This window comes from Thalassospira lucentensis (assembly GCF_032921865.1).
Taxonomy (GTDB): domain Bacteria; phylum Pseudomonadota; class Alphaproteobacteria; order Rhodospirillales; family Thalassospiraceae; genus Thalassospira; species Thalassospira lucentensis_A.
In genome coordinates this window covers 1,197,984-1,214,287 of sequence record NZ_CP136684.1, presented here as the reverse complement: position 1 = coordinate 1,214,287, position 16,304 = coordinate 1,197,984, and the positions used below count along the sequence as shown (strand labels likewise).

Genomic DNA, 16,304 nt, shown 5'->3' with positions numbered 1-16,304 from the left:
ATTCTTCAGGGGGATGTTTTATGGATGCCATTGATCGCAAGTTGATCGACATCTTGCAGGATGACGCGTCTTTGTCTTATTCGGCACTGGGGACGAAGGTCGGCCTTTCTGTTTCGGCGGTAAATGACCGTGTACGTAAACTGCGCGAGCAGGGGGTGATCAAGGCGTACCGCGTTGAAGTTGATGGACATGCCATCGGTCGCGCTCTTACCGCTATGGTCTGGTTACGGACCGATCCGGCCAAGGGAAACAAGAAGCTGGTCAAGTCGCTGATCAAGGCGGACGAGGTTCTTGAATGCCATCACATGACAGGGCGGTTTGATTTCCTGTTGAAATTACGGCTGCGCGATACGGCACATCTTGAAAGCTTTGTGACCGATACTATCAAGGAAGTCCCTGGCGTGGTAGAGGTTATTCCGGAAATTGCCTTGTCTACGGCCAAAGAAACCGGCTTTGTTCCGGCGGCGCTTGATGGAGATAAGTGATCGGTTGTGTCACACTCTGAGCGGTAGGAGTACATAATTCCAGTTGCCTGATATTTGACTAAATGTCGGGCAATTTTGCCGCAAGAATGCCGCCTTTGGGCGTTTTAAACCATCGTTGTGCAGGCGTGTTGCGGTAACGCATTTCAAACTTTCCCGTCGTAACTGGCGTGCGACAGGAACCTGACAGGCCTTTGGGCCTGTCCCACGGGTAATGACAAACAGGATGGAGACGGCAAATATGATCGAATCGATGAATCTGGTGATCCTGATTGCATCGGTTCTGGTTGTCGTTGCTGTTTTTACCAGCCTGATTAGTTTCCGGGTTGGGGCACCATTGCTGCTTGTGTTCCTGTTTGTCGGGCTTGGGGCCGGAGAAGACGGGATTGGCGGCATTAATTTCGATAATGCGCCGCTGGCCTATTTTATCGGGTCTATCGCGCTTGCGATGATCCTGTTTGATAGCGGATTTGAAACCCAGCTTCGAACATTGAAAATTGCAGCAGCACCGTCGCTTGTACTGGCGACGGTGGGGGTCATGCTGACCACGGGGGTGGTTGGCGGGGTCACGTGGCTCGTGCTGGATGTGCCCTGGCTGGTGGCACTGCTTTTCGGGGCGATTGTCAGTTCAACGGATGCGGCGGCAGTATTTTTCCTGCTGCGGGTTGGCGGGATCAATTTGCGTGATCGCACGCGCAGCACGCTTGAAGTCGAGTCCGGTTCGAACGATCCCATGGCGGTGTTTCTGACCATTTCACTGGTCGAACTGATCATGCAGGGGGGCGGGGACAACCTTGCACTGGAATTGCTTGAACGGTTTGTCCTGCAAATCGGGCTTGGCGGTATTCTGGGACTTCTGGGTGGTATGGCTATCGTCCAGATGATCAATCGGGTCAAGCTTGAACCGGCCCTTGTTCCCATTGTCACGCTTGCCTGCGCGCTCAGCCTGTTTGGTGCGACAAGTATCGTTGGTGGCAGCGGATTTCTGGCGGTTTATGTCGCCGGTCTTTATGCCGGCAACAGCCAGATGCGCATGAGCGTTGGTGTGCGCAGGTTTCAGCATGTCACGACATGGCTGGCGCAGATCGCGATGTTTGTCACCATGGGCCTGCTGGCAACCCCGTCACAGTTTGGCGAAGTGGTCATTCCGGGTGTTATTCTGGCACTGGTGCTGGTGTTTATCGCGCGCCCGGTGGCGGTATGGCTTTGCCTGATGTTCTTTAACTTTTCACGCAACGATACTGCCTTCATTTCATGGGTCGGCTTGCGCGGGGCGGTTTCCATCCTGCTTGCGATCGTACCGATGGTTGAGGGCGTCGAATACGGACAGTTGCTGTTCAACACGGCATTTATTGTTGTAATCACATCGCTGCTTTTGCAGGGGTGGACGATCCGGCTGATGGCGCGGTGGCTTGGCATTATGATTCCGCCGCGACATGGGCCGGTGGATCGTATTGACCTTGAGCTGCCGGGCAACGCCAATCAGGAGATCGTTGTTTATCGCGTTCATGATGAAAGTGCAGTGGCAACGGGTCACCGTATTCCGCGCTGGGCACGGCCGAGCCTGATCCTGCGGGATGGCAAATCGTTACGCCCGCACAGTGCCGGGCGGATTGAAGGTGGCGATCAGGTCTATATTATTACCCCGCCACGCCATGTCGAACTGCTTGATCAATTGTTTGCCGGTCCGGCCGAAGGGGCAAATGATATCGACCTGTTTGGTGATTTCAGTTTTCCTCCCGATACGCGTATCGCCGATGTCGGTCGTCTTTATGGCTTTGCGGTCAAGGAAGAGGACGAAGAGGCAACCGTTGCCGAAATTCTCGAGCGCAATCTTTCGGGGGATATCGAACCCGGGGATCGGGTTGCCTATGGTATGGTTGAGCTGATTGTTCGCCGGATCGATGACACACACGAAATTGTCGAAGTTGGCATGGCGGTCGAACAGAAGCCGGTCAAGCCGAAACGGCATCTGCCGATGTTCCATTCGCGGACAGAATTGCTGGCAATATGGAAGGAATGGCAGCGCCGTCGACTGCGTGAAAAAATGCGCAAGCAGCGTGGTGATGATGTCCTTGATTCCGATGAAATCACAGAGCCGGTCGAGGACATGTCGGGCATTGAAGTGGCAGCCAATGACGGCGGAGATGATGATGTCGGACCGGTGCGGACAGAAGCAGGACAGTCCGACAAATCCTGAGCATGGATTGGCAAAGGGATTAGCCTATCTAATTGATAGATAAGTTTTGCTGGTTTGTGCGAATGGCGCAAACTGCCCTAAATTCCAGCGATTGATTTCGTTGGAGTGCCGTTATGGGCCCGCTTGGATTATATAGCGCTGTCGTTCTGATCTGGGGAAGCACCTGGATCGCGATCCAGTACCAGCTTTCGGTCGGGCCGGAACTGGCTGTTGCCTATCGGTTTGTTCTGGCGGCAGTAATTCTGATGGCATGGTGCGTGATCCGCCGCCTGCCAATGCGTTATTCCCTGCGTGATCATGTATTCATGGCCGCCCTTGGCGTGTGCCTGTTTTCATTGAATTATGTGTTGATTTACATCGCCAGCGCCCATTTGACCTCGGGCCTTTTGGCTGTGGTGTTCTCGACCATCGTCATCATGAACATGATTAATGGTGCGATATTTTTCAAACGACGGCCCGAAACACGGACTTTGATCGGGGCGGCAATCGGGCTTGGCGGAATTTCGCTGGTGTTCGCGCGTGATCTGGCGATGTTTGATCTGGCAGCAGGTGGTAGCGTTGGTTTGCTGGTTTCGCTTGCGGGCAGTTATATCGCATCCCTCGGCAATATGGCATCGGCGCGCAATCAGGCGCGCGGCATTCCGGTTCTTCAGGCGAATGCTTATGGCATGATGTATGGCTCGATCCTGTTGATCGGATACATCCTTGCTGCCGGTATTCCGTTTACCTTTGATACCAGCCCGTCCTTTGTTGCCGCGCTGATTTATCTTTCCCTGTTCGGATCTGTGCTGGCGTTTGGCTCTTACCTGACACTATTGGGCAAGATCGGTCCGGATCGTGCGGCATATAGTTCCGTCATGTTTCCGGTGGTAGCGCTTTTGCTGTCGACCTGGTTTGAAGGATTTGTCTGGGACAGCAATATCGTTCTAGGCGTCGGCCTTACTCTGCTGGGTAATATCGTGATCCTGACCAAGCGAATGCACAAACCGGCGGTCATTGCGATGCAGACAACAGGCACTAAGCCAGCGTCAACACCCTGCGACGTAAAGGCCAGATAATGTCTACGGCTTCGAACTAACAGGTGTTGCGACGAGATGACGACGGATGAAATGCGATGAACGGTGTTGCCTATTTTCAACGGATGGCCCTCTATAACAGGTGGGCAAACCAGCATGTTCTCGACGCTTGTGCCGACCTTGATGCCGGTGCGCTTGCCGCGCCACGTGCGGCCTTTTTCCCGTCTATCATCAGGACACTGAACCATCTTCTGGTGGCAGATCGTTTATGGCTGGGACGTCTGGTCGGTACGCCCGAACGTCTGGCACTTGATACCGTGCTACATGCCCGATTTGACGAATTCCGCGCCGCGCGCGAGGCACAGGATGCCAAAATCATCGCTTTTACCGAGCAACTTGATGCGGACACGCTGGCAAGCGATTTGTCCTATCAATCGATGCTGGCCGGCGAATATACCCTGCCGAGTGAAATGATTTTGGCACATATGTTCAATCACCAGACACACCACCGTGGGCAACTGCATTCCATGTTGATCGAGGCCGGAGTAAAGCCGCTTGCGATTGATCTGGTTTATTACTGTCTGGAGGCCGATGCATGATGGCCGATCTTCTGATTCAGTACACGCCATTTCTGATTGCAGCTCTTTTGCTCAATATCTCGCCCGGGCCGGATCTGGCTTATATCACTGCGCAGACCGCGATCCATGGTCGTAAGATCGGGGTGTTTTCCAGTCTTGGCGTTTGTTCCGGTGCCTTTGTGCATGTGGTTGCCGCAGCCCTTGGGCTTTCGGCTATTCTGGCGACATCGGCACTGGCATTCTCGGTGGTGAAATGGGTGGGAGTCGCATATCTGGTGTGGCTGGGGATTGGTGCCTTGCGCAGCAGTTTTGCCAAGCATGGCCCGGATGATGCGGCATCTGAAATATCTGCCGCAGAACGGTTTCCGATACGGACGATGACAGCCTTCCAGGCGTGGCGTCAGGGCGCGATGATCGATGTACTTAATCCCAAAGTCGCGATTTTCTTTATGGCGTTTCTGCCACAGTTTGTTGACCCCGCGGTGGGGGATGGTGCGGTTCAGTTTCTGGTGCTTGGCACATTGGTCAATGTGATCGGTTTTTGTGTCGAGACGGTCGTGGTGTTTTCCATCGGATTTGCCGCGACCCGCCTTCGGGGTAACGGATTGCTTGCTATTTGGCTGCAGCGTTCGCTTGGAGGGATGTTTATCGCACTTGGTGTCCGGCTGGCACTGACCGAGCGGTGATTTATCGAATTCGTCACCCTTCGTTTCCAACCGGTTGCGAAGGGTGACGATGCCGGACTTTCGTATTCAGGTGCGAAGGTCCTTGGTCCGGATTGGTAACCGGGCCCTCTGGATTTTACACTCCATCCAGAGCTCTCTTACTGCAAACCAAGACTTGCGCCCGGCTGGGTTATCCTCAGAACCGGGCGCCTTTTTATCTAGGTTGTTTATGTAGGCGCGGTGTGCCGGTTTTAAACCAAGCCTTTGCAATCTTGCCGTCTTCGATGAGGTAAATGCAGATCACGTCAAGTTCCCCGACGCCATTGGGAAAGGTACGTGTGACCGTTTCGTGATCAATCACCATATTGTCCATGACCATGCGCGAAAGCAGTAATCCACACAGATCGGGTTCTTGAAAACGGGTTACATGGCGTGCGCGGATTTCGGTTGCACCATTGGCCAAAAGTTCGTCGGGGAAAGCGTAGTATTGGCAGTCATCGGCCCACCACTGCATAAAAGCATCAATGTCGTGGGCGTTATAGGTATCAAGCTGTTTTGCGACCGGGTGAATGATATCAGAACCGATATAGTCAGACATTTGGATGCCTCGATGTAATTATTGATTGATTGATGAGTGCGTTGGCTTTGTGTGAGCTTGAAGCTGTTTGCTGTGATCGGCGTTTCAGTCGTTTTTAGCGAGATGACGAACCAGCATATTTGAAAGTGGGGCGGCTGACAGGCCATGCGCGGTTAAGCTAATGGCGACGATCATGACGGCGGCGGCAATCAGGGATTCATAACCCCTCGGATCGATCATGGTGATCATGATCAGCAGGTAAATAACCGACGCGATGCCACGTGGGCCAAACCAGCCGATATAGAGTTTTTCGGCCAGACTGTAGGGGCTACCGATCATGCAAAGCCAGACGCAAAGCGGGCGCAGGATCGCGAGACTGACGATCGAGAAGATCAGCATTTCCCATGTCCAAAGCTGATATACTGCCGGTATGACCACCAGACCGAAAATGAAGAAGGTCAGCATGGTAAGCAGCTCTGATTCTGCTTCACCAAAGCTTTCGATGGTTTCGCGGACCTGTTCTGACGAGATGTTAAGAGCAAGGCCACCTGCGAAGGCCGCAACAAAGCCGTTTCCGCCAAGTTTTTCGCTGAGGAAAAAGATGAACAGCGCAGCGAGTACGCCGAGCAACCTTTCGAAGCGGTCGATGATGGTGTTGGTGGTGACCGCGTGATTGACGATCTGGCCGATGACATATCCGGCCAGAAGCCCGACCCCGGCGCCGACGGAAATTTCAATCGCCGCCTCTGTCAGCCAATTGTTGCTGCTTTCGCCAACAAGGTCGGCCTCGAGCAATACGACCGCAGTGAATACCGGCAAAACCAGCCCGTCATTCAGGCCACTTTCGATATTGATGCCCTGTCGCACCGGGTCGGGGACGGCGGTGTTTTCCATCACCGGCCGGCCAAGGGCTGCATCTGTCGGGCTAACGATCAGTGCCAGTATAAGGGCGGGCAAGACACCAACGGATGGATGTAGGCCAATGATAAAGGCCCATGTCACACCAATTGTTAGCGGCAAACCGATCAGAAGCAACCGATTGGCAAGCCGGATGGCGGGCCTTTCCTTGCGGTAATCAAGAACGGCGGCGTCAAGGAACAGGATGATCGCCAGCGTCATTTCGGAAAAGCTGGTGGCAAAGGGAATGCGATCGGCAAAGGGGGTCAGCGGTGCCTCATGCCATATGCCGAGCGGTACGGCGATTAGCGCCCCGGCCAAGGCCATCATCATGGGCGAAGATATATTGCTTCGTTGCAGTCTGCGTGACTGCAACCCGTAAAGCAGTCCCGATCCCAGAAAAAGGATGATGACCCATTCGAACATGATACAGCCTAACTGATTGGTTCATTGGATATATTGCCGCAATTCAAGGCAAATACCAAACATCAAAGGCGGAAAGCGAAGGGCTGGAAGAGAGATCAGGCTGTTGCTGCCCGGATGGTGGAAAGAACATTCTGATGGCATCGTGCGTCGCCACTCGCGATGACGGCACCATCACTGAAAATCGTAAGTGGCTTGCCCTGCCAATCGGTCATAACGCCACCCGCACCTTCAACAACGGGGACAAGGGCACAAAAATCATATGCCTGCAAACCGCATTCAACCACGGTATCGGCAAAGCCAAGCGCAACCAGACCATAGGCATAGGCATCAACGCCATACATCGGCTGGCGGCATTTCTCCGAGATGGCCTTGTAGGCTCGTGTCGAGGCATCGGTTCGGAAAAGTTCCGGGGCAGTGGTAAAGAAAGTCGCGGTATCAAGCGTTTCGCATTCACGCGCGTTGATTTCGTTACCATTCATCGTGCTCGGGCGCCCCATAACCCCAACCCAGCGTTCATTCGTGATGGCCTGATCAATGATGCCAAGTATGGGGACGCCTTTATGGCACAGCGCAATCAGGGTCGCGAAGCTTGGTTTGCCCGCGATGAACGACTTGGTGCCATCAATCGGATCAAGGACCCAGACAAAATCGGCATCGATATTGTGGCGGCCATGTTCTTCGCCAAGAATTCCGTGATCAGGAAGTTCTGCCGACAGAATTGCACGCATCGCGGTTTCAACTTCGCGGTCGGCAATGGTCACTGGGCTTGCATCAGCCTTGACGTCAACTGCTACGGGGGTGCGGTAATACTGGTGCACGACCGGACGGGCGGTATCGGCCAGCTTGTGGGCGATCTCCAGAAAGTGGTCGAGATTTTCCATTAAAACGAATCCCTGCTTGAAATGATTGGCCGCGAACGAAAACAGGGGACAGTTACCTGTCCCCTGTAAAAAATCAATCGATTATCCGGTGAATTTTCCTGCCCTTTATTGGGCGGGTGCTTCACCCTCTACTGCAGGTTCTGCCGGTGCGTCTGCCGCAGGTGCTTCTTCAGCAGCCGCATCGTTGGATTCCGCAGCCTCGGCCGGGGCATCTGCGGCTGCGTCGGTGGTTTCACCTGCAGCGGCTTCTGCCGGATCAGGATAAGGCAGTGGATTATCCGACTTGCTGTTCAGCCATGCGATGACAGCGGCGCGCTCCTCAGGCTTTTTCAGGCCCCCGAAGCTCATTTTCGTGCCTTCAACGTAATCGCGCGGCTTGTAAAGGAAGTGGTTAAGCTCTTCCCAGCCCCAAGTCCCGCCATGGTTGGCCATGCCATCGGAATAGGCGAAGTCACCCTTGTGGGCGAAATCGTTGCCGACAATACCATAAAGGTTCGGGCCGGTTTTGTTCGGGCCGCCTTTTTCGACGTCGTGGCATGATGCGCATTTTTTGAAGACTTTCTCGCCCTCAGCGAGGTCAGCCGAAGCAAGCATTGCCAGAATCGGCTCCGGCCCGGCGGGCTCTGCCGGTGCGGCAGCAGGCGCGCTAGCACCGGCCATCAGTTCTTCGGAGAACGGGTAAACGGGCGATTCCAGTTCATCGGGGTGCACAAGGGCACTTCCGATCTTGCCAACAACTATGACCAAAAGCACAGCACAGATAACACCGGCGACGATCTTGTTGATTTCCATCGTTTTCATGACGGGATCCCTACAGCCTAATCACTCTCAGGTTTCTTTTTTAACAGCTGACCCATGCGCCCCCAAAACGCTCTTAAAGATCACAAGAGCGCGCATGCGACAGCAGGTCAGACCGGTCGGAGGGAAAACTATACGTTTCAGAGATTTGCATCAACCTTTCTTAAACACAAAGGCGAAAACAGACGAGATAGACCTTCGTCATATTCAATTCCGTCTTTCGCAAAATCCCCAAAACCGGCTATTGTCCCGCCGAATCAAGCCATTGTTTCTTGCACAGGTCATCAGACACGCGCTTTGCGCGAGATCAAAGCAGGATCAAGCCAATCCGGAGGCCCAAGATGACTACGCCGCGCAATCCCGTTGTCGTTATTCCTGCCCGCATGGCATCGACACGCCTGCCCAACAAGCCGTTGGCCGATATTCACGGGGAGCCGATGATTGTTCATGTCTGGCGTCGGGCCACCGAGGCCGGAATCGGCCCGGTTATCGTGGCTTGTGCCGAACAGGAAATCGTCGATGCCGTTACGGCGGCTGGCGGGATTGCTGTTTTGACCGATCCGGATCTGCCCAGCGGATCGGACCGCGTGCATCAGGCGCTGCAAAGCTTTGATCCGGAAGGAAAATATGATGCCGTGGTCAATGTGCAGGGGGACCTGCCGACGATTGATACGGCAGATATTCGGGCGGTGTTCGAGCCACTTGCCGATCCGAATGTCGATATCGCGACTCTGGCAGCCGCAATTACGCGCGAAGAAGAACGGACCAATCCCAATGTGGTCAAGGCGGTTGCCGCCTTTGGTGCCGGTAGGGTTGCACGCGCACTTTACTTCACGCGCGCGACAGCCCCCCATGGCGATGGGCCGCTTTATCACCATATCGGGCTTTATACCTATCGCCGGGCGGCGCTTGACCGGTTTGTCAGTCTTCCGCCTGCTGAACTTGAAATGCGTGAAAAGCTTGAACAGTTGCGTGCACTTGAAAACGGCATGGTGATCGCAGTTGCCCTTGTGAACGGCGTCCCACTTGGCGTTGATACTCCCGAAGACCTTGAACGCGCACGACTTGTGCTGGGCGCGTAATTAGGCTTTTCTATGTTTTGTCTGGCGGTAAAGCCGCAGGATGCAACATGGAAATCATATTAGATATCAGGAAACAACCAGATGACTGCCCAACAACGTATCGCTTTTCAAGGAATGCACGGTGCCTACTCCGATCAGGCAGCCCGGCGCGCCTTTCCGGGGGCGACGACTGTACCTTGCCGGACGTTTGAGGGCGCATTTGGTGCATTGCGCGACGGCGATGTCGATCTGGCTGTGATCCCGATTGATAACACTCTGGCCGGTCGCGTGGCGGATGTTCATCACATTTTGCCCGATTCCGGTGTGCATATCATTGGCGAGACGTTCCTGCGGATCAATCATGCGCTGGTCGCGGTTCCGGGGGCGAAGATTTCGGATATCAAGGAAATCCGAAGCCACGTTCACGCACTGGGTCAGTGCCGCAAAATCCGTCGGGAACTTGGCGTGAACACCGTTGTTGGTCCGGACACTGCCGGATGTGCCAAGGAAGTTGCTGATCTGGGCGATAAAAGCATTGCGGCGATTGCGCCGGTACTTGCCGCAGAAATCTACGGTCTTGATGTGCTGCGTACCGAGGTCGAGGATGCTGAGCATAACACGACCCGTTTCATTATTCTGGCGCGCGAGCCGCTTGATATCGCCAACGACGGCACGCCGGTGGTGACAAGCTTCGTCTTCCGCGTCCGCAACGTTGCGGCTGCCCTATACAAGGCCCTTGGCGGTTTTGCAACCAACGGCATCAACATGACCAAGCTTGAAAGCTATATGGTTGAGGGGCATTTCACCGCGACCCAGTTCTTTGCCGAGGTCGAAGCCCATCCCGAACAGCTTGGTCTGCGTCATGCATTGGAGGAACTCCAGTTCTTCTCGCACGAGGTTCGCATTCTGGGTGTTTATCCATCCCATTCCTTCCGTCGGGAAAATGATCTTCCGGCGGAATAGATCGGGTTAAAATCCTCTTGCGATCAGTCATAAGATAAGCAAAACGGGCCATTCTAAAGGAAATGGCCCGTTTTCTTATTTATGCGCTAGGCTGTTTTCAGCAAGGATCAATTTTCGGCCTGTTTGACTAGGTCGTTTGAGAATCGCTGAATGATCTGGGTCAGTTCCGAAGAACGTGAAGAAAGTTCTTCGGACGCATTGCGCAGATCGCCTGCGTGGGTTGTCGTGCTTTGCGCATTCTTCATGGTCTGATCGACGCTGTAGGAGATCTGTTTCACGCCATCGGCACTGCGGTTCGCATTGCCGGCAATTTCCTGCGTCGCGGCGCCCTGTTCCTCAATTGCGGCTGCAATGGCGGTCGAGGCAGATCGAACCTGGTCGATGGTTTCCGACACACGTGAAATGCCGGTGACAGCGCGTTCTGTGCCTTCGACGATACCGTTGATCTGGGCTGCGATTTCCTCGGTTGCGCGTCCTGTCTGGGTGGCGAGGTTCTTGACCTCACTTGCGACAACGGCAAAGCCTTTGCCGGCATCGCCAGCACGGGCGGCCTCGATGGTTGCGTTTAGCGCCAGAAGGTTGGTCTGGCCTGCGATGTCATTGATCAGGCTGACGATTTCCTTGATCTTGTCGACAGCATCTGACAGGCCGCCAACATCATTTGATGCACTTTGACTTTCATGTGTTGCGCGTTCGACTGTGTTGGACATCTGGGAAATCTGGACGTTGATTTCCGTGATCGAGGATGAAAGTTCCTCGGTTGCGGCGGCAACCGCGTCGACATTCTGTGACACCGATCCGGCGGCAGAAGCGACCTGCTGGCTTTGATCCAGAATACCTTCGGCGTTGTGCGACATGCTGATCGCAAGATCGCCACTGCGTTTAACCGACTGGTCAACGGCACCGGCGATACCGCCAACTTCACTTTCGAGTTTTTTGGCGATGTTGCGGATATTGGTACGACGTTCTTCTTCGGCTTTCTGTTTCTGGAGGGCCGCATCTTTTTCAAGCTGCTGGGCCTGTGCGGATTTGTCGCGCAGGGCAAGAACGCCGGATGCCATATCGCCGATTTCGGTAAAGTTGGACTCGGTATCAACCGGTGCCTGATAATTGCCTTCGGCAATTGTCGCGATGGAGCGGTTCAGGCCCACGATGCTTTTGGTGATACGGGTCCCGACGAACCAGGACAGAACGCCCGCAATGATGATGGCGATGACGGAAATGATCGCAATACGTTGCATAACAGACTGAAATTCTGCAGCAACATCATCCATATAGACGCCAGCGCCAAGTGCCCAGTTCCACTCCGGGATCGGGCGGACATAGGCCGCCTTTTCGATAAGGCGGTCGCCTTCGCCCGGCTTTTTGGTTTCATAGGTGATGACACCACCACCGGCTTTGGCGGTGCTGACGATCTTTTGGCGTACTTTGCTGTCGGGATTACATTTGCCAACGTCACCGGGGCTAAGAGGATCCAGAACCATGCAATGGCTGTAGTCGGATGCATAAATATAGTTCTCGCCATCGAACCGATAGGCATTGAGAAGGGCAAGAGCCTCTGCCTTGGCGGTATTTTCGTCCATGTCGCCAGCTTTAACTTTGGCGATATATGCATTGACGATTGTGACCGCACCTTCGGTCAGATGTTCGATCTGTTCGAACTTCCCGTTTCGCAGGCTGCTTTGATAATTCAGTGCCACCGTTGCGATAATCGCGATCAGCGTCAGCAGGCAGATCGCCGGGATTGAGAAAATCCCCGTAACAACCCGAAACCGCATGGTCCATCCCCTTGAATGTTGTGTAACCGGCCGATAATGCGCACAAATTCGATATCGATAGATTAATTCGGTGTTACATATGGGAATGATAAATGCGTTTTTGCATGGCTGCCCGGCGCAGGGATTGATTGACTTTGTTCCGAGGGGCCTGTATCACCCGCTTCATTCCTTCGCTTGTAGGGCAGATTGAGCTGTCAGGAACTGTGTGAAAAGGCGAGGGCGGCGATGACGTGATGACGTCATGGCCTCATCATATGCCTCTCATGCAGGGTCCGAAGCAGCGGCTTGATCGCCGTGCACCGGTCGCTATTGCTGTCGAGCAGGCACATCATGGCGCGAACATGGCGCCGACCGGATTTTGAAGGACTTTCCTTTATGACTAATTTTGAAGGGCTCAACCTTATCGAGCCCCTGCTGCGCAACGTTGAAGCTACCGGTTTCACCGCACCGACCGAGATTCAGGCAAAAACCATTCCGGCATTGCTTGAAGGTCGTGACCTGATGGGGATTTCCCAGACGGGTGGTGGTAAAACCGCCGCATTCTGCCTGCCGCTGTTGCAGCGTCTTGCCGAAAATCCGAAACGCCCGGCACCGGGTCAGCCGCGCGCGCTTATTCTGGCGCCGACGCGTGAACTGGTAAATCAGATTGGACAGTGCCTGCGCGATTTCAAAAAAGGCATTCGCCTGTTTTCTTCCGTTGTTTATGGCGGCTCGCCGATGGGCCCGCAGATTCAGGAATTGCGCCGTGGCGTTGATATCCTGGTTGCGACCCCGGGTCGTCTGCTTGACCATATGTCACGCAACACCATCCGTTTCGACGATATCGAAGTCTTCATCCTTGATGAAGCCGACCGTATGCTCGATATGGGTTTCTCAGAAGACGTTCTGACCGTTGCCGAAGTGCTGCCACGTGAGCACCAGACGGTGATGTTCTCGGCAACCATGCCGCCGGCTGTCAAACATCTGACCGACCGTCTGTTGAACAATCCGGTTAAGGTTGAAACCGCGCCGCAGTCCAGCGTGACCGAGCGTGTTACCCAGCGTGGCATGTTCGTGAAACGTCACGACAAGACCTCGCTTCTGGTTCAGTTGCTGAAACGTCAGGAAAGCGAACGCGTACTTGTTTTCACCAAAACCAAAGCCGATGCGGACGAACTTTCGTTCCAGTTGCGCGATGAAGGTGTTGATACCGACGCCATCCATGGTGACAAGCAGCAGCGTATTCGCCAGAAAATCCTGCGGAATTTCCGTAATGGCCAGTTCCCGGTCCTGATCGCAACTGACGTTGCAGCACGTGGTATTGACGTTCCGGGCATCACGCATGTCATCAACTATGACCTGCCGACCGATCCGGAAAACTATGTGCACCGCATTGGCCGTACCGGTCGCGGCAGTGCCGAAGGTATTGCGATTTCGTTCTGCGAACCGCGTGACGTTCGTCATTTGCGCAACATTGAACGCGTGATCGGCCAGCAGGTTGAAATCGACGAAGATCATGAATTCCATTCGGCTCCGCCTGCCCGTTCGTCGGGCGGCGGCGGTCGCGATGGTGGTCGTGGTGGTCGCGGCGGATTTGGCGGTGGTCGTGATGGCGGTCGTGGTCGTGGCGGTTTCGGCGGCGGTCGTGACGGTAGTCGCGATGCTGGCCGTGGTGGTCGCGGTGGATTTGGTGGTGGCCGTGATGGCGCCCGCGACGGTGCCCGTTCATTCGGCGGTCCGCGTCGTGCCGAAGGTGACCGTGATGGTGCGCGCCGTTTCGAAGGTGATCGCGAAGGCGGTCGTGCTTTTGGTGGCGATCGTGACGGTGGTCGTCGTTTTGGCCAGTCAGATCAGCCGCGTGGTGATCGCGGTGGCGATCGTCCGGCCCGTTCGGATCGTAATGATCGCGGTGGTGACCGTTTTGATCGCAAACCGCGTTTTGACCGCGCTGCTAGCGATCAGCGTCCGGATCGTGCCGAGCGTTCTGATCGTACCGAGCGTACGGATCGTGGCACCAACTTCCGCCCGCGTGGCGAAGGTGCACCGGCACGTGATGGCGAGCGTCGTTTTGCTGACAAGCCGCGCGGTGAACGTGGTTTCAAAAATCGTGATCGCGATACCCGCGGTCGTGATTTCAGTGATCGTCCGCGCCGTGCCGAAGGTGGCCGTGGTGAAGCCCGTGGTGGCAACCAGGGCATGAAACGCCGTTCCGCCTAAGGTATCTCCTCTTTCTGGCTCTGGCTGGAATATCCGGGAAATCTGAAGATTTTAAAAGAAGCCTCCGCTCTGCGGGGGCTTCTTTGGTTTCTGTCTCATCGCGCAGTTGGAGAATGTCTGTGATAATGTGCTAAAAAACATATTCTGTATGATGAATATGTTCGTGTGCCTTCTTACATACTTCATAAAACAATCGACGCTGTGTGATCGATAATGCAGTTGGAGAGTGGTGGATATGCAATTTATAACCCGGACAGGGTTTGCGGGGGCGGTTTGTGCTGCCGGACTGTTGCTGGCAAATATTGCGCATTCCCACGACGCATCGCAGCATCTTGCCGTCAATGATGATGGCGGGCGCGATTGTACCCGTCTGCTGGCATCCGGAAATCCTGATTATCCGCCTTATCTCTGGCCAGCAGAAGATGGCAGCAATCATTTGATTGGCGCGGCAGCAGATTTTCTTCAGCGCGTTGGCGAAGCTGCGGGTATCGTGATCGAGGTTGTTAATACCGGCAGCTGGGGGCGCGTGCAGCAGCATATGCGCGAAGGCGGGATCGATATGATTGCCGGGGCTTTCTTCACCGTTCCGCGGCTCGAATACATGGATTATTTTTATCCCGCATTTCAGGGGACGCGCACTGTCATCTGGACCAAGGACAATATCGATATCAATTATCGCCAGTGGTCGGACCTTCGCGGGCTTGAAGGTCTTACCGTGATCAATAACAGTTTTGGTCAGGGGTTTGATACCTACGCGGCCCAAAACCTGATGATCCGCGAAGTCCCAAGTCTGGAACAGGGCCTGAAGATGCTGGATCGTGATCGCGGCGAATATCTGATTTATGAAGAATTTCCCGGCAAAGCTTTTGCTGCGCGGGAAAATATTGACGGCATCCGCAGTTACGACGTTCCGGTCAGTGAAGAAAGCCTGTATCTGACCATGTCACACAAGTCGCCATGCAATACTGGTGCATTGCGCGGTCGGATCGCGCAAGCCTTGTTCAAGCTGGTGAACGACGACGTGATGACCGATATGCTCGAAGCCAGCATCTCCCGCTGGAGCGCGGGTACAAACTGATCCCTGCTAATCCCAGAAAACTTTTGAAAACCGGTACCTGACCTGTTGCGATCATAAATCGGTATAGTTGTGCGGATTTGATTTGACGTTAACGTAAACGTAAACTAAAACGGAATCGCGTCACAACCCGTCATTCCCGGTTATTAAAAAGATTGGGCCGGAATGGCCGCAGGCAGAACAGGACCGAGAAATGGCACAGTTTGAGCCGCAAAATCCGAATTATGATGTCGAAGTCCGACATCGGTTTCGTCAGCAACCCTACAATCTGTCGATTGGGGCTGAGGTCATCGACGTGAAGCCGGGGCGGGTCGAGATTGTGGTTCCGTCGCGTGCCGATCTGATCCAGCACAATGGCTATTTTCACGGCGGTCTGATTGCCGGGCTTGCGGACATTGCAGGCGGTTTCGCCGGATGGAGCCTTGTTGCCGAAGATCAGGGCATGCTGACCATCGAATACAAGCTTAATATCGTTGCACCGGGCATCGGGCAGGAATTGCGGGCGGTGGGTGAAGTCGTTTCGCGCGGTAGGTCGATTATTGTTACGCGCATTGATGTTTTCGGCAGCAAGGATGGCGAACCGGTTCTGTGCGCGACTTCGCTTCAGACACTGAAAGTGATGAAGCTGCCGCCAGAACTTCTGGGCGACGCAGCGGCTTAAACCATCAAGCGGGTCTTATACCCGTGACCAAACAGAACTCCATTCTAGGG

At 54.5% G+C, this 16,304-nt stretch carries 15 protein-coding genes; 10 read left to right on the top strand and 5 right to left on the bottom strand.

The features are described from left to right. Positions 1-20: 20 nt before the first annotated feature. The 5 genes from R1T41_RS06140 (at position 21) to R1T41_RS06120 (ending at position 4,962) form a co-directional block, all read left to right on the top strand. A complete protein-coding gene (locus R1T41_RS06140; RefSeq protein ID WP_062951068.1) occupies positions 21-485 on the top strand; it encodes an Lrp/AsnC family transcriptional regulator in 465 nt (154 codons plus the stop codon). A gap of 238 nt (positions 486-723) precedes the next feature. Next, on the top strand, positions 724-2,682 hold the full coding sequence (locus R1T41_RS06135) for a potassium/proton antiporter (RefSeq protein ID WP_062951075.1): 1,959 nt from the start codon (positions 724-726) through the stop codon (positions 2,680-2,682). 113 nt (positions 2,683-2,795) lie between these two features. After that, the gene (locus R1T41_RS06130) at positions 2,796-3,740 is read left to right on the top strand and encodes a DMT family transporter (protein ID WP_317340642.1); all 945 of its coding nucleotides are present in this window, start codon (positions 2,796-2,798) and stop codon (positions 3,738-3,740) included. Between the two features lie 56 nt (positions 3,741-3,796). Beyond that, positions 3,797-4,297: a DinB family protein gene (locus tag R1T41_RS06125; RefSeq protein ID WP_317340640.1), complete on the top strand. Its 501-nt coding sequence runs from the start codon at positions 3,797-3,799 to the stop codon at positions 4,295-4,297. Then, a complete protein-coding gene (locus R1T41_RS06120; RefSeq protein ID WP_317340638.1) occupies positions 4,294-4,962 on the top strand; it encodes a LysE family translocator in 669 nt (222 codons plus the stop codon). Before R1T41_RS06125 ends, R1T41_RS06120 begins: the two co-directional genes overlap by 4 nt. Before the next feature lie 193 nt (positions 4,963-5,155). Here the strand turns inward: R1T41_RS06120 and R1T41_RS06115 are convergent, their stop codons facing one another. From R1T41_RS06115 to R1T41_RS06100, 4 genes are all read right to left on the bottom strand, one after another. Next, on the bottom strand, positions 5,156-5,539 hold the full coding sequence (locus tag R1T41_RS06115) for a nuclear transport factor 2 family protein (protein WP_317340637.1): 384 nt from the start codon (positions 5,537-5,539) through the stop codon (positions 5,156-5,158). An 84-nt stretch (positions 5,540-5,623) separates the two neighbouring features. Next, complete coding sequence (locus R1T41_RS06110; protein ID WP_317340636.1) at positions 5,624-6,841, bottom strand: cation:proton antiporter; 1,218 nt, start codon at positions 6,839-6,841, stop codon at positions 5,624-5,626. A gap of 95 nt (positions 6,842-6,936) precedes the next feature. After that, entirely contained in the window at positions 6,937-7,722 is a 786-nt protein-coding gene (gene hisN / locus R1T41_RS06105) for a histidinol-phosphatase (RefSeq protein WP_317340634.1), read from the bottom strand. A gap of 105 nt (positions 7,723-7,827) precedes the next feature. Continuing rightward, the gene (locus R1T41_RS06100; RefSeq protein WP_062960592.1) at positions 7,828-8,523 is read right to left on the bottom strand and encodes a c-type cytochrome; all 696 of its coding nucleotides are present in this window, start codon (positions 8,521-8,523) and stop codon (positions 7,828-7,830) included. 338 nt (positions 8,524-8,861) lie between these two features. Between R1T41_RS06100 and R1T41_RS06095 the strand changes: the two genes are divergently transcribed. Then, entirely contained in the window at positions 8,862-9,602 is a 741-nt protein-coding gene (locus R1T41_RS06095) for a 3-deoxy-manno-octulosonate cytidylyltransferase (protein WP_317340631.1), read from the top strand. Between the two features lie 81 nt (positions 9,603-9,683). Next, the gene (locus R1T41_RS06090; RefSeq protein ID WP_062960594.1) at positions 9,684-10,544 is read left to right on the top strand and encodes a prephenate dehydratase; all 861 of its coding nucleotides are present in this window, start codon (positions 9,684-9,686) and stop codon (positions 10,542-10,544) included. A 107-nt stretch (positions 10,545-10,651) separates the two neighbouring features. Here R1T41_RS06090 and R1T41_RS06085 read toward each other — a convergent pair whose 3' ends face one another. Further along, a complete protein-coding gene (locus R1T41_RS06085; RefSeq protein ID WP_062951089.1) occupies positions 10,652-12,322 on the bottom strand; it encodes a methyl-accepting chemotaxis protein in 1,671 nt (556 codons plus the stop codon). A 375-nt stretch (positions 12,323-12,697) separates the two neighbouring features. Between R1T41_RS06085 and R1T41_RS06080 the strand changes: the two genes are divergently transcribed. The 3 genes from R1T41_RS06080 (at position 12,698) to R1T41_RS06070 (ending at position 16,254) form a co-directional block, all read left to right on the top strand. Then, positions 12,698-14,518 (top strand): DEAD/DEAH box helicase, encoded by a 1,821-nt coding sequence (locus R1T41_RS06080; protein ID WP_317340628.1) that lies wholly within the window; start codon positions 12,698-12,700, stop codon positions 14,516-14,518. 235 nt (positions 14,519-14,753) lie between these two features. Further along, positions 14,754-15,596, top strand: coding sequence for a substrate-binding periplasmic protein (locus R1T41_RS06075; protein ID WP_317340626.1), 843 nt, complete (start codon positions 14,754-14,756; stop codon positions 15,594-15,596). A 190-nt stretch (positions 15,597-15,786) separates the two neighbouring features. Continuing rightward, positions 15,787-16,254: a PaaI family thioesterase gene (locus tag R1T41_RS06070; protein WP_097051642.1), complete on the top strand. Its 468-nt coding sequence runs from the start codon at positions 15,787-15,789 to the stop codon at positions 16,252-16,254. Positions 16,255-16,304 lie beyond the last annotated feature (50 nt).